The organism is Shewanella sp. K8, assembly GCF_028823715.1.
In the GTDB taxonomy this organism is placed as follows: Bacteria; Pseudomonadota; Gammaproteobacteria; order Enterobacterales; family Shewanellaceae; genus Shewanella; species Shewanella algae.
This window is the reverse complement of sequence record NZ_JAPEHY010000056.1, coordinates 1-13783: the sequence shown is the minus strand read 5'-3', so window position 1 is coordinate 13783 and position 13783 is coordinate 1. Positions and strand designations below refer to the sequence as shown.

Below are 13783 nucleotides of genomic sequence, written 5' to 3'. Positions count from 1 at the left end.
CGGTCAGATCAAGCTTGGTTTGGATGGGTGATTCTTTTAGCCCCCTTCTAGGGGGTTGTTCAAAGCCACCTGCTATGCAGGTGGCTTTTTTACTCTCATAGCCGGCAAACAGCCTGTTGCCTCAAGAAGTGAAAAGGCCGGCAGCGTATTCTCAACTATCGTCAGCCAAATCTGCGCCCTTGGTTCGCATCCAGTCGGCCAGTGAATCCAAGGTAGGTTTCAAAGACTTCCCCAATGGGGTTATTCGATACTCCACACGCGGCGGCACTTCGGCATAAACCTTGCGCTGCACCAGCTTGCGACGTTCAAACAGGCGTAATTGTCGCGTCAGTTCCTTCTGCGTAATGGGGGCTACGGCCCGCTGCAATTCACTGAAGCGTACCGGAGAGTCGAACGCTATCAAACGATAGAGAATGGGGATGGCCCATTTACCCGAAATGAGATTGACAAAGCTCACCATGGGACAGGGTTCAGAGCTATCCAACTCATAGGAGGGCGCGGCCGTTAAACTTGTTTTCTGAGAGCTCTCTGCGGCGGACATAGCTATCCAAATGCCTCTTTAGTATCAAAAAGGTGCCTACTATACAATGGATACTATTGTAAATAAAATGCGCCCTCCAACAGCGTAGAGGGAGGTATGCATGAAACGACTGCAAGATAAGTTTGCCTTGGTTACCGGGGGTACCAGTGGTATAGGCCTGGAAACCGCACGACAGTTTCTTGCCGAGGGGGCCAAGGTTGCCATCACTGGGCGCGACATCAATGCCCTCAACCGGGTTCGGGAAGAGTTGGGGGGTAACACCTTGGCCATTTGCTGTGATGCCGGCGATATAAACTCACAACGGGAATTGGCACAAACGCTCAGCCGCCAGTGGCCGCGTTTGGACGTCTTGTATGCCAATGCCGGAGACGTTACTCATCTACCATTGCCGGATTGGGACGAAATAGCCTGGGATAGATTGATGTCGGTGAATCTCAAAGGGCCGTTTTTCCTTATCCAATCACTCTTGCCTCTGTTGGCAAACCCGGCCTCTGTCATCCTCTGTGGTTCAACCAGCGCGCATATCGGCCTGGTGCAAAGCAGTGCCTATGCCGCCAGTAAAGCGGCGCTGCTGTCGCTGGCGCGAACCCTGTCGGCAGAGCTGCTTGAGTCTGGCATCAGAGTCAACTGTTTAAGCCCCGGGCCGACAGAGACTGCGGCTTTGGGTAAGTTGGGGCTGGCTGCTGAAGAGCAAAAGGCACTGCAGCAGGAGATTCGGCAACTGGTGCCCATAGGTCGTATGGGAACGCCTTGGGAAATCGCCAAGGCGGCCGTGTTCCTCGCATCCGACGAGTCGCGTTTTGTCATCGGCACCGAATTACTGGTCGATGGTGGCGTTGCCAATCTCTAAGGAGGTGCGAGCCAGTCCCATGTGTGCTCTACGTCGGCAGAGGCTAGGCCGAAAGGGCTTCGACAGGGGGCTGTATCAGCTTGCCCATCTTGGGCCCTTGCTGCTCGGCAAAGCGCTGTTGAATGTCGAGCAATTCAGCTTCGCAGGCACAAAAGGCTGCCACCAGTTGTGGGTCGAACTGGCCTCCGGCCTCCTTCTTGAGGTAGGCAAAGGCTTCCTGATTGCTCCAGGCGCTCTTGTAAGGCCGCTCAGAGGTCAGGGCGTCGAACACATCGGCAATGGCGGCTATACGGGCGCTGAGGGGAATGGCATTGCCCTGCAAACCCTCAGGGTAGCCACTGCCATCCCAGCGTTCGTGGTGGCTGCGGGCCACTTCCGCCGCCAGTTGCAGCAAAGGTGAGGCATCATCGCCGAGAATATCGGCGCCTATCTTGGTATGCCCCTGCATGATGCGGTACTCCTCCGGCGTCAGCTTGCCCGGCTTCAAGAGAATATGATCCGGAATACCTATCTTGCCGATATCGTGCATGGGCGCGGCATTGAACAACAGCTCAACCCAGGATTCAGAGGCGCCCAACTGCCGGGCCAATACCCGGCAATAGTGGCTCATGCGCTGCACATGCAGGCCGGTTTCGTTGTCACGATATTCGGCGGCGCGCCCCAGGCGGTTAATGATCTTATGACGGGTCTGTTCCAGCTCCCGGGTGCGCAGCTTCACCAGTTGTTGCAGTTGCCTGGCCTGATTGGCCAATGCCAGCTGGTTGGCGATACGTACCTTGAGGATAGCCGGACTGATGGGCTTGGAGATGTAATCCACGGCCCCCAACTCAAAGCCGGTTTGCTCGTCGATCACTTCATTCTTGGCGCTGATGAAGATCACCGGGATCTGCGCCGATCTGGGGTGCTGTTTCAGGCGGCGACAGGTTTCAAAACCATCTATGCCGGGCATCATCACATCCAGCAGGATAAGATCGGGCTCCAGCCCCTGATCCAGCATGGCCAGGGCCTTTTCACCGGATGTGGCGGCGCGCAGACTATAATCCTTGGCCAGTACTGCATGGATAAGTTGCAGATTATCGGCGGTATCGTCCACGGCCAGAATGCAGGCCTTGTCGAAAGTTTGCATATATCTCCTCAGTGCCCAATGGGGCGGTCGAGTTAGTGTCTGAAACTTCCTGTCACCACCTTGTTATATTGAATATCCTGTCACATCCTATTTACTTTTTATGCCATATTCATCTGAAAGGCGCTGAGATTTTGGCACTTTTCAGCAGTTAATGTTGTATCAGTTTGTTTCCTTGGGGCGATCCACTTCACTAAAGCTAAATTATCTTTGGCATCCATCGCGGCTTTCGCGCAAGATATGCGCCTTTTTTAGACAGCTGACGCCCGAATTGAGGCAGTGTCAGCAATCTGACACCCGACTCCGTTTTACTCTGCTTGGCACAAGCACGAAGGAATAAATAATGGGAAAATCCCTGTTGCTGTTTTGTCTGCTGATTTGCTTGAGCCCCTTTGGGTTTTCCAAGGTGGGCGATCTGCCGCTGCAGCTTGATGATGGGACACAGTCGGAAACGCCCAAGGTGGTGCTCTTGCTGGAAGACGGCAGCCCATTTTGGCAGCGGGTAGAACGCTTTACCCGAATGGCGGCGCAGGATCTCAAGCTGGATCTGCAGGTTCGCTTTTGCGATGCCAAGGGGCGGAATCAACTGTCTATCGGGCGCGAAGCGCTGGAGCAGGGGGCATCCGGGCTGATCTTTTCCCCTTTTGGTGAGCAGAGTAAAGAGTTGTTGGCATTGGCAGACAGTTATGGTGTGCCGACAGTTACTATCAAATCCTCCTTTCCCGAGTCGACACACAAGCCTCATGTAATGCACCGCAACTGGATTGGCAGTATCACGGCCAACAGCAAGGTGCTGGGCAGCATGCTGGCCCGGCAACTGCTGGAGCAAGCCGATCCTGAGAAACCCGAATTGCAACTGCTGGTGATAGCCGGGCCTGAGTCCGACCCCGAGGTGCAACAGCAACTGGCGGGGATCCGCGCTTATCTGGATATCCTGCCGCAGCCGGTGAAGCTAACGGTGAAATACACCCAATGGCGCGCCAGAGATGCCGAGCGAGCCTTGAAGCAAGCGCTGGAGCAGCAGGGCCTGGACGCAGTATTGGCCATGAATGCGGTGATGGCATTGGCAGTTGCCAAACAAGCTGAGGAAGAGGGGCTGCTGCTGGGTACCAGCAATTGGGATGCCGATGTTGCCGAGGCGATGCGCGGAGGCAGAATCCACGCAGGCATTGGCGGGGTGGAGTTTCAAGGTGCCTTTGCCCTGGTGATGCTGGCGGATCATCTGCGCGGCGTGGATCTGTCCGGGCAGGCGTTCAATCAGTATCTCAACCTGATCGCCATTAATGGCGAAAACCTCAATCGTTACTGGCAACTGTTTGATGTCAGCAACTTCAATCCCGACTTTTCCCAGATCTCCATGGCCGCTAACCCCAGGATCATGTCGCTGGATTTTCGACTGGAAAACCTGATCCCGGATCTGGATGTGCACGAATTTATTGCCCGTTTGAGCCCGGAAGAGCTGCAGTTTTTGCAACAGCATCAGGTGGTGGATGTCGGGGTTGCACCGGATGCGGCGCCGGTAGACTTTCTCAGCCTGGAGGGCGTACATCAGGGCATGATGGCCGACTTTCTCTACGAGATAGATCGCTTCCTGCCGCTGGTGTTCAATGTCCGCAATGAGCTCAGTTGGGACAAGAATATCCGGGCGCTGAAGGATACCGAGGTAGACATGCTGAGTCTGGCTTCGCCTTCCAGCGAGCGCCAGGAGCATATGTTGTTTACCCGGCCGCTGGCCGAATTCCCCGGAGTGCTGCTTACCCGTCACGATGCCAAGAAGATCAATGGCCTTAAAGATCTGCAGCAGCAAACTCTGGGCGTACTCAAGGATGATGTCACCGAAGAGGTGATGCGGCGGGACTATCCTCAGATGACATTGCGGCGTTTTCGCTCCATCGAAGCCATGATGCGGGCGGCGGAAAAAGGCCAGGTCGCTGCCGTATTTACCAACCTGCCCACGGCCAATCACTATCTGGGCACTCATCTCAACAGCCCACTCTGGCTCGCCAGCGATACCGAGTATAAGTTCCAGGTGGCGATGGCGGTGCGCAAAGACTGGCCTGAGCTGGCGTCTATTCTCGACAAGGCCTTGGCGCAGATCCCAACCTATAAGTCACAGGAGATCCAGAACCGCTGGATCAACGTCAAGTACGACTTCGGCATACATTACAGTAAGGTGCTCAAGTGGAGCCTGGTGGCAGCGGCGCTCACCATCACCTTGCTGTTGCTGTTTTGGCGCTGGAACCGGCGTCTCAACCGCGAGGTGCAGCAGAGGCTGAGAGTGGAAACTGAGTTGAAGGCCAGTATGCAGAGGTTTCAAGTGTTGTTTGACTCGGCGGTGGATGCCTGTGTGCTGGCCGACAGCCAGGGAACTATCCTCGACTGCAACCAGGCGATGCTGGCACTGCTGGGGCGTGAGGAAAAATCCCCCTTACTGGGGCAAAAGCCGGACTGGTACTACTACCCGGCGCCGGGGAATCGTCAACAGGTGGACCAAAGGCTGAAGCAGGTCTTGAGCCAAGGTAAAGTGTGCTTCGATGGCGACTTGCTCGGGGTTCATGGGCGCAGGGTTCCGGTTGAAGGTACCTTGGTGCGGGTGATGCTGCAGCAACGCTCGCTGATCCTCTGCTCCTACCACGACCTGACCCAGAAGCGGCAGATGCAGCAGTCACTGGCGCGGGAGCGGGACATTCTCAAGAAGGTGCTGGGCAACAGTCCGGTCGGTGTGTGGATTGCCGTTGACGGTGTGCTCAGGTATGTCAACGAGCCTATGACCCGGATGACGGGAATGCGCCTGGGGCAACCGCTGCAGCCCTGGTTCCCCGAGCCGGAGTCCTACACTGAAGCGGTGCAGCGGCTGGAAGGGGAAAACGATGTCGTGACCATAGAGACCCGTATCTTCTCCGACGAGGGCGGCTTTCGGGATGTGCAACTGAGTCTCTATCGCACCGAGCTGGACGGCCAGGCCGCCAGCCTCTGCTGGGTGGTGGATATCACTCAAAACAAGCAGGTGCAGACTCAAATGGCCCATGCCAAAGAGTTGGCCGAAGCGGCCACCCGGGCCAAGTCCGAGTTTCTGGCCAATATGTCCCATGAGATCCGCACGCCGATGAATGCCATTCTGGGCATGTCCTGGCTGGTGTTGCAGACAGAGCTTGACGGTCGTCAGCGTAACTATCTCGACAAGGTGCATCAGGCGGCGTCGTCGCTTTTGGGGATCCTCAACGATATTCTCGATTTTTCCAAGATAGAGGCCGACAAGCTGGAACTGGAACAGCGGCAGTTGGATCTGTTTGAACTTGTGGGACAACTGGTGGGGGTGATGGGCTTCAAGGCCGATGAGCAGCAGTTGGCACTGCGAATGGAGCTGCCGCTGGATATGCCGCGCCTGTATCTGGGGGATCCGCTCAGGCTCAATCAGATCTTTACCAACCTGCTGGGCAATGCCCTCAAGTTTACTCCCCAAGGCGGCGAAATCTGCCTGCGGGGCCGTTTGCTGCATCGCCAAGGGGACAAGGTGCGGCTGCAGTTTTGTGTTCAGGATACCGGCATAGGTATTCCAGAGGATAAGCTGGCAACCCTGTTCGACTCTTTCGAGCAGGTGGATGCCTCCACCTCCCGCAAGTATGGTGGTACCGGGCTGGGGCTGGCTATCTGCAAGCGCTTGAGCGAGATGATGCATGGCCGCATCTGGTGTCAGAGCCGCGAAGGTGAGGGCAGCCGCTTCTATCTGGAGCTGGAGCTCACGTGCCGGGACGAGTACCACTATCTGGCCGATTACGCGCCACTCAGAGGTCATGAGGTGACTCTGGTCAGCAGTGATGACGGCGAGTACCGACACTGGCATTGGCTGTGTCGCCAGCTCGGCATCAGGCTGCAGCGTTTCCATAGTTTGCAACAGCTTGGCGAATGGTTGGGCGGCCTCGAAGCAGACAGAAAAGCCGAGCTCAAAGGCTTGCCGCTGCTGCTGGATATGAGCCGCGAATGCCCGGACGCCCTGGCGGCGCTGCCATTGCCAAGCCATGCCGGAGTCTGGCTGCTGGGGAACTTGAGTCAGGATGAACAACTGAGCCGCATCGGCGGCGAGCAGAGATTGCTGCGCCCCTACACTCCCTGCGGTCAGTTGACGGCGCTGCGATCTTTGCTGGATCTGTCCGGCGAAACGCCCTGTTGCTCCGACGAGCCGCGAACACATGTGAACATAAGGCAACAACTCAAGGGCGCCCGTATCCTGCTGGTGGAAGATAACCCACTCAATCAGGAGTTGGCGCTGGCGCTATTGAGTCAGGCGGGGATGCAGGTCAAGCTGGCCCAGCATGGGCAGCAGGCACTGGAGCTAATGCAGCAGCAAGACTTCGATGCCGTGCTGATGGACTGTCAGATGCCTTTGATGGATGGCTATCAGGCGACCCGGGCTATTCGTGCCAATCCGGCGCTAAAGGGGTTGCCTGTGCTGGCAATGACGGCCAATGCCATGGTGGGGGACAGGGAAAAGGCGCTGGCGGCAGGCATGGTGGAGCATATCACCAAGCCGATTCAGGCCGAGGTGCTCTATGGGGCGCTGGCGCGTTGGGTCAAACCCAGGCAAGAAAATCCGGCAGCGGCATTGCCTGCCGAATCTATGCCTGCGAGTGGCTTACCCGAGTTCCCCGGGCTGGACAATAGCGCCGGGCTCAGGTGTTGCAACGGCAATGAGGCACTTTACCTGCGCTTACTGCAGCTTTTTTGCGACACTGGCAAGGGGTTGGCAACTGAATTGGCAGAGGCGATGCAGCGTCAGGACTGGCCGCAGCTGCAGCTTCTGAGTCACAGTATCAAGGGCTCGGCCGCCAATATCGGCGCCATTGAGCTGGCCGAGTGCGCCGGTGCCCTGGAGTTGGCACTGAATAGCCGGATAGCCACAGCACTCGGCTCGCAGTTTGGTCAGCAACAGGAGCAGGATAATCCAACCGACTTGCCGCAGATACAGACTCGGCTGGACAGTCTATTGCAAGCGCTGGAGGCACTGGTTCTCGCCCTGGAGGCCTTGCCCCAGCCGTCATCACTGCCGTCATCGCAACCGTCATCGCAGCCGTCATTAAAGCCTCAGACCTTTGAGACACTGCCTCCAATAGGCAGTTCCAGCTCAAGTGCGTCTGCGACCACATTTGCTGCCCAGTTCGATGCCCTGCATCAGAGCCTGGATGAATACAACACAGAAGCTTTGGAGCAGGTCGATGCCCTGTTTCAGCATTCGGCACTGCAGCCCTGGCGCGAGTCGCTTGAGCGGCTGCAGCGGGCGGTGCGGGCCTTTGATTTCGAGCGCGCCGCCACTGAACTAGCCAGGCTTCGGCAGTTGGCCGGGGTTTGATGGTGCTGTCTCCCTATCAAGCGGCAGCTTGGGTAAAGCCTGTCTGGTAAAAGCCTGCTGCACTAAAACCGGCTGCACTAAAACCGAGCGTCTCAAAACCCTGTGGCGCAGCTAGTGCGGTAGCGCCATAGGGTAGCTGAACAGCAGCAGATGGCAGAAGTTGAGGCAGAAGTGGCACAGCGCCGCCAGCCACAAACGGCCGCTCAGCTGGAACACCAAACCATAGAGGACACCGGCGAGGGCGGCGAACAGCGCCAGAGTCCAACCCCCGGCCAGGTGCGCCAGCCCAAATAGCACGCTGGCTAGCGTTACCCCAAGCAGGGCGCCGCCGCGCTTGACCAGATACTGCTGCAATGCGCCGCGAAACAGCACCTCTTCGGCGACGCAGGTCAGCAGCAGGTTATTGAGCGCAAACAGCCACCACCAGCCCGGCAGCTTTGGATCCCAATTGATGGCGCCGATTAAACTGGCCAGCCCCAGCAGTGCAGGCGTGGCGGCAAACAGCAAGGCCAGCAGGATTATTTTTCGCCTTGGCAGAGGTTTTGGCGTACCCGCAACCAGCGGCCAGGCCAGCAGCAACAGAAACAGGCTCAGCGGCTTATCCAGGTTGAGATACATGCTGAAAGGTGCACTGCCGCTGCTGGCTTGCACTTTATCCAACAGCTTGAGGTTGTCAAAGCCCGGCAGCAGATGCACTGTGAGTGCCACGGCGCTCAGCAGTATCAAGCCCTGGGCGCCATAAACGGCAAGCTGCTTGAGCCGTATGTGGCCCTGCTCGTTTGCCTCATTATTCGCCGCCGCACTCTTGGCTGAATTTGCCTGTCGGCAAAACCGCTGGCGCCATTGTGGCAACTTAAATGCCAGCGCCAGTAATAGGCCCACAAGTATCAGAGTCGGCGCCGCAATGCGGCCCAAAAACAGCGCCAGTAGCAGGCTGGTGGCGAGTAGCAAGAGTGCGATGGGAAAACGGCGCAGCAGCGCAAAAGGCACCGCCAACATCAGTGCTAGCCAGATAAGCAAATCGACAGAAGGCACAAAGGGCATGGGGAAGACTCCGAAAAAGCGGCGATTAAAGCTGTATAGAGGATACCGGGCAAGCGCCGCTAACAGAGATCGGACTAGTTCAGCCTTTGCCGAGCAATTGATTAACCCAAGTCTGATAGTCGCCCTGATAGGTGGCTATCTCCATGGTGCTGTAGGGCGCCAGTAAGATACCGGGAAACTGCCAGCCACGTTCCTGCATCTGTTTCAGAGGTGGCAACATGTCTTCTTTGATGGCATCAAAAGCGATGCGATAGCTGGCGAAATCTCCTTGGCTGAAGCGGGTTATCAGGCGGTCGAACAGTGCCTTCTCCTCCGGCTCAGCGTCTGCCGGGTTGGAATGGAAAAAGCCCTGCCCATACCAGTAAAGCAGCAAGGCTGTGCCGGCATCACAGAGAGGGTGATTGAGTATGGCGGCCGGGCTTGCAAGGCCGTTGTCCCAATTGAGATTGGCGGCCACATAATGCAGCTCTTCCATGCTCTGCAGCTCGGCTATGGTCATTAGGCTATCGGCAGTCTTGGCAAATTCACCGGCAATAGCCGTCAGTGCGGCGCCGATTTCCGGGTCTGCCAATTGTGCCTTTAACTGCTCGGCATCGCAGATGGCGCCGCTCTCGGCGCATTCAAAGGCCCTGAAAAACTGCTCTTGGGTCAGACGTTTGGCCATCCTTGTCTCCTGTCCTTTATCATCCCTCGTTGGGGCAGGGGGATTTGATTTTTTGCGGTTCGCTGATGTTGCTGGCCAGATAATAGCTGGCAATGCCCATGAGTATGTTGGTTACCGGCAGTGCCAGCATCAGGCCTTTTACCCCGCCGAGGAAGGCGCCCAGCGCCGCCAGCGGCAGCATCAGCAGGAACAGGCGGCACAGATTCAGTACCAACGAGGCCATGGGTCTGTGATAGGCGTTGAGCGAGGTGGCCACTATGATCACCACGCCCAGCGGGCCATAGGCGGCGGGCAACACCAGAACATAGAAACTGAGCCATTCCAGCACCTGAGGGTCGGTACTGAACAGGGCAGCAATTTGCGGCGCCAGCAGCGCCAGCGGGATATACAGCAGGGTCTGGAACAGGAGTACAAACTTCAGCGCCAGCAGCAGTGCCTCGCGGGCGCGCTCCTTCTGGCCGGCACCCAGGTTCTGGGCGATAAAGGGCACCAGGCTGGAAGATAGCCCCATCACCACAATCAGCAGCAAGGACTCCAGCCTGGTTCCGGCACCGAATGCGGCCACGGCGGCGTGATCTATCCGCGCCAGCATCCCCATAATCGCGGCGTTGGCCAGGGGGTTGATCATATTCATCAGCGCCGCCGGTTGGGCGATATGGGCCAACTGTTTCCAGTTATCAACAAAGCGGCTGAAACACCAACCCGCGGCCACCAACATATGGCGTTTGACCACCAACAGATAACTGGACAGCGACAGCGCCACCAACCAGGAGATCAGGGTCGCCACGGCGGCACCTTGAATTTCCAGCCTGGGGAAAGGGCCGATGCCAAAGATAAGCAGCGGGTCGAGGATCAGGTTAATCAGCGCCGCCAGCGACAAAATTGCCGCCGGTGAGCGGGTATCGCCGGTGGCCCTCAGGCCCTGATTGCCCACCATCAACACCACCAACAGCGGCGCCCCCAGATACCAGAGATTCATATACTCATGCACCAGCGGCAGTATGTCGTCTTTGGCGCCAAGCAGGGAAAACAGCGGGTCGATACACAAGCTGCCCAGCAAGGATAGCCCGGCAGTCAAAATAAAGGTCAGCAGCAGGGCGTCGTGCAGAAACACCTTGGCCTTGGGGGCGTGCCCGGCGCCTATCAGGCGGCCCAGATTGGTGGACACCCCGGCGCCTATACCGATGGCAATACTGGACACCACCAGGGTCACAGGAAAGGTGAAGCTGATCGCCGCCAGCGCCTCTGTGCCCAGCTTACTGATGAAGTAGGTGTCTACCAGGTTGAAGCCCAGCACGGTGAGTATTCCTAACATGTTGGGAACACTCATATTAAGCAGTACACGACCTATCGGCTGACTGAGCAGCCCGTGTCTGTCTCTCATGGCCCGTATCTGCCTCTTGTGAAATGGATGAAGTAAATCGTGCGGAAGCGCGATTCTAACAGGATTGCCCCGGCTTTAAAAAACGAGGGTCAAAAATTTTCAAAAAATTTTGACCTGTCCCCTTGGAAGTGCCAAATCCGGCCCCATATAAGCCAACATCAAGCGGCTAAAGCCTGTTGGCCTGGCCGTCTTTTACATAAACCATGAACCGCCTCATATTGGGCAAAAATCATTAGGAGAATCCATAGATGAATATTCGTCCATTACATGACCGCGTGATCGTCAAACGCCTGGAAGTTGAAAGCACTTCGGCCGGTGGCATCGTACTGACCGGCAGCGCAGCCGAAAAGTCTACCCGTGGTGAAGTACTGGCTGTTGGCAATGGCCGCATCCTCGAAAACGGTGACATTAAGCCATTGGACGTGAAGGTAGGTGACGTAGTGATCTTCAACGAAGGTTACGGTGTCAAGAAAGAGAAGATTGACGGTGAAGAAGTACTGATCCTGTCAGAAGCTGACCTGATGGCCGTAGTGGAATAAGCCACTCGAACCATTGAAAACCTTCCAAAGTAATCGAAAAATTTAAGGATAATCAACATGGCAGCTAAAGAAGTAAAATTTGGCAATGACGCTCGCGTAAAAATGCTGGCGGGCGTGAATGTTCTGGCTAACGCAGTAAAAGTGACTCTGGGCCCTAAAGGCCGCAACGTCGTTTTGGAAAAGAGCTTCGGTGCCCCACTGATCACCAAAGACGGTGTTTCAGTCGCCAAAGAGATTGAACTGGAAGACAAGTTTGAAAACATGGGCGCGCAAATGGTTAAGGAAGTTGCTTCCAAGGCCAACGACGCTGCCGGTGACGGTACCACTACCGCCACAGTACTGGCCCAGGCTATCGTGACCGAAGGTCTGAAAGCCGTTGCCGCCGGTATGAACCCAATGGATCTGAAGCGCGGTATCGACAAGGCCGTAATCGCCGCCGTTGCCGAGCTGAAAGCCCTGTCTCAGGATTGCTCCGACTCCAAGTCTATCGCTCAGGTAGGTACTATCTCTGCCAACTCTGATGAGTCTATCGGTGAAATCATCGCTACCGCGATGGAAAAAGTGGGCAAAGAAGGCGTGATCACAGTTGAAGAAGGTCAGGCGCTGGAAAACGAACTGGACGTAGTTGAAGGTATGCAGTTCGACCGCGGTTACCTGTCTCCTTACTTCATCAACAAGGCTGAAACCGGTTCTGTTGAACTGGATAACCCATTCATCCTGCTGGTTGACAAGAAGATCTCCAACATCCGTGAGCTGCTGCCTATCCTCGAAGGTCTGGCCAAGACAGGCAAGCCACTGCTGATTGTTGCCGAAGACGTTGAAGGCGAAGCCCTGGCGACTCTGGTTGTCAACAACATGCGCGGTATCGTTAAAGTGGCTGCCGTTAAGGCACCTGGTTTCGGTGACCGTCGTAAGGCCATGCTGCAGGATATCGCTATCCTGACCGGTGGTACTGTTATCGCCGAAGAAATCGGCCTGGAGCTGGAAAAAGCCACTCTGGAAGACCTGGGTACCGCCAAGCGCGTGGTTATCACCAAAGACAACACCACCATCATTGATGGCAGCGGTGAAGAGTCTCAAATTCAAGCCCGTGTTGCCCAGATCAAGCAGCAGGTTGAAGAATCGACTTCAGATTACGACAAAGAGAAACTGCAAGAGCGTATGGCCAAGCTGGCCGGCGGTGTTGCGGTAATCAAAGTCGGTGCCGCTACCGAAGTGGAAATGAAAGAGAAGAAAGCCCGCGTTGAAGACGCGCTGCACGCTACCCGCGCCGCCGTTGAAGAAGGTGTGGTTCCTGGGGGCGGTGTTGCCCTGGTTCGCGTTGCCTCCAAGATTGGTGAGCTGGACGTGAGCAACGAAGATCAGAAGCACGGTGTGGTTATCGCCCTGCGCGCCATGGAAGCCCCACTGCGCCAGATCGCTACCAACGCAGGTGAAGAAGCCTCTGTTGTCGCCAACAACGTTAAGAACGGCAGCGGTAACTATGGTTACAACGCCGGTAACGACACTTACGGCGACATGCTGGAAATGGGTATCCTGGATCCAACCAAGGTTACCCGCTCTGCGCTGCAGTTCGCGGCCTCTGTAGCCGGTCTGATGATCACCACCGAAGCCATGGTAGCCGAGCTGCCAAAGGAAGAGGCTGCGCCTGATATGGGCGGTATGGGTGGTATGGGCGGAATGGGCGGCATGATGTAGTGCGACGAGAGTCGCGTAGGTAGCTAGCCGAGCGGGCTACGTCCATAGTAACCACTAACTTTGTGTTGTGGTTACTATCCCACCCGCCGAAATAGCAAATAAATAAAACCCGATATTCGGGCTGAAACCCAAGCCCGAATATCGGTCCTCGTAAGAGGTCCGATTTTAGGCATGGGCGAAAGTCTGTGTCCCTCGCTTTAGGCGAATGATATACGTTGAAGCAGCGCTATCAGTGTCTGTGAAGTAACGGGAATATTCGTGTCTTATTTAAGCTTGAGCCACCTGCACGGTGCGAAGCTGTTTTCATTATTGTCTTAACCAATTTCATACTCGAACGGGTAGGTGATTGGACAGTGAGACCTATTGTTCAGCCAATAGTAGCCTAGGGATAGTGCATCTGCGGTAACGCGGTGTGCGGAGCTTCCTGACAATGTACCCCCACGCAAGTGGTTAATCCTTGCTGCGAAGTGAAGGTTAAGACAGTCGCCAATAGCAGGTGGTTGAGGGGCTAGGCTGAGTTATATGGTTAACGTAAGTGAACTACTGATAAACACCGTCAGCCGCGACGAGCGTAACGCTATTGTCGTGACGAT

At 56.2% G+C, this 13783-nt stretch carries 9 protein-coding genes; 4 read left to right on the top strand and 5 right to left on the bottom strand.

The features are described 5' to 3' along the window. Positions 1–151: 151 nt before the first annotated feature. Positions 152–541: a winged helix-turn-helix transcriptional regulator gene (locus ON072_RS20280; protein WP_208150083.1), complete on the bottom strand. Its 390-nt coding sequence runs from the start codon at positions 539–541 to the stop codon at positions 152–154. A 100-nt stretch (positions 542–641) separates the two neighbouring features. Between ON072_RS20280 and ON072_RS20275 the strand changes: the two genes are divergently transcribed. Then, the gene (locus tag ON072_RS20275) at positions 642–1391 is read left to right on the top strand and encodes an SDR family oxidoreductase (protein ID WP_261753320.1); all 750 of its coding nucleotides are present in this window, start codon (positions 642–644) and stop codon (positions 1389–1391) included. A 43-nt stretch (positions 1392–1434) separates the two neighbouring features. On the opposite strand, the gene ON072_RS20270 is transcribed toward ON072_RS20275, so the two are convergent. After that, positions 1435–2517, bottom strand: a complete 1083-nt coding sequence (locus ON072_RS20270) for an HD-GYP domain-containing protein (RefSeq protein ID WP_261753321.1) — start codon at positions 2515–2517, stop codon at positions 1435–1437. A 340-nt stretch (positions 2518–2857) separates the two neighbouring features. Here ON072_RS20270 and ON072_RS20265 point away from each other — a divergent pair, with 340 nt between their 5' ends. Continuing rightward, the gene (locus ON072_RS20265; RefSeq protein ID WP_261753322.1) at positions 2858–7861 is read left to right on the top strand and encodes an ATP-binding protein; all 5004 of its coding nucleotides are present in this window, start codon (positions 2858–2860) and stop codon (positions 7859–7861) included. Positions 7862–7972: 111 nt separating this feature from the next. Here the strand turns inward: ON072_RS20265 and ON072_RS20260 are convergent, their stop codons facing one another. The 3 genes from ON072_RS20260 to ON072_RS20250 form a co-directional block, all read right to left on the bottom strand. Continuing rightward, positions 7973–8905, bottom strand: coding sequence for a CPBP family intramembrane glutamic endopeptidase (locus tag ON072_RS20260; protein ID WP_107352908.1), 933 nt, complete (start codon positions 8903–8905; stop codon positions 7973–7975). Between the two features lie 79 nt (positions 8906–8984). Continuing rightward, positions 8985–9569 (bottom strand): DUF4274 domain-containing protein, encoded by a 585-nt coding sequence (locus tag ON072_RS20255; RefSeq protein ID WP_096141063.1) that lies wholly within the window; start codon positions 9567–9569, stop codon positions 8985–8987. Positions 9570–9588: 19 nt separating this feature from the next. Continuing rightward, positions 9589–10953 carry an MATE family efflux transporter gene (locus ON072_RS20250; protein WP_071238719.1) on the bottom strand — a complete coding sequence of 455 codons (1365 nt, stop codon included), beginning with the start codon at positions 10951–10953 and terminating at the stop codon, positions 9589–9591. 248 nt (positions 10954–11201) lie between these two features. Between ON072_RS20250 and ON072_RS20245 the strand changes: the two genes are divergently transcribed. Next, on the top strand, positions 11202–11492 hold the full coding sequence (locus ON072_RS20245) for a co-chaperone GroES (RefSeq protein ID WP_025010152.1): 291 nt from the start codon (positions 11202–11204) through the stop codon (positions 11490–11492). 57 nt (positions 11493–11549) lie between these two features. Continuing rightward, positions 11550–13190: a chaperonin GroEL gene (groL, locus tag ON072_RS20240; RefSeq protein ID WP_028780602.1), complete on the top strand. Its 1641-nt coding sequence runs from the start codon at positions 11550–11552 to the stop codon at positions 13188–13190. Positions 13191–13783 lie beyond the last annotated feature (593 nt).

Excerpts from the sequence above, each read along its gene's own strand:
- ON072_RS20275 (WP_261753320.1), top strand. The coding sequence starts at position 642 with ATGAAACGACTGCAAGATAAGTTTGCCTTGGTTACCGGGGGTACCAGT.
- ON072_RS20260 (WP_107352908.1), bottom strand. The coding sequence starts at position 8,905 with ATGCCCTTTGTGCCTTCTGTCGATTTGCTTATCTGGCTAGCACTGATG.
- groL (WP_028780602.1), top strand. The coding sequence starts at position 11,550 with ATGGCAGCTAAAGAAGTAAAATTTGGCAATGACGCTCGCGTAAAAATG.
- ON072_RS20265 (WP_261753322.1), top strand. The coding sequence starts at position 2,858 with ATGGGAAAATCCCTGTTGCTGTTTTGTCTGCTGATTTGCTTGAGCCCC.
- ON072_RS20245 (WP_025010152.1), top strand. The coding sequence starts at position 11,202 with ATGAATATTCGTCCATTACATGACCGCGTGATCGTCAAACGCCTGGAA.
- ON072_RS20255 (WP_096141063.1), bottom strand. The coding sequence starts at position 9,569 with ATGGCCAAACGTCTGACCCAAGAGCAGTTTTTCAGGGCCTTTGAATGC.
- ON072_RS20270 (WP_261753321.1), bottom strand. The coding sequence starts at position 2,517 with ATGCAAACTTTCGACAAGGCCTGCATTCTGGCCGTGGACGATACCGCC.
- ON072_RS20250 (WP_071238719.1), bottom strand. The coding sequence starts at position 10,953 with ATGAGAGACAGACACGGGCTGCTCAGTCAGCCGATAGGTCGTGTACTG.
- ON072_RS20280 (WP_208150083.1), bottom strand. The coding sequence starts at position 541 with ATGTCCGCCGCAGAGAGCTCTCAGAAAACAAGTTTAACGGCCGCGCCC.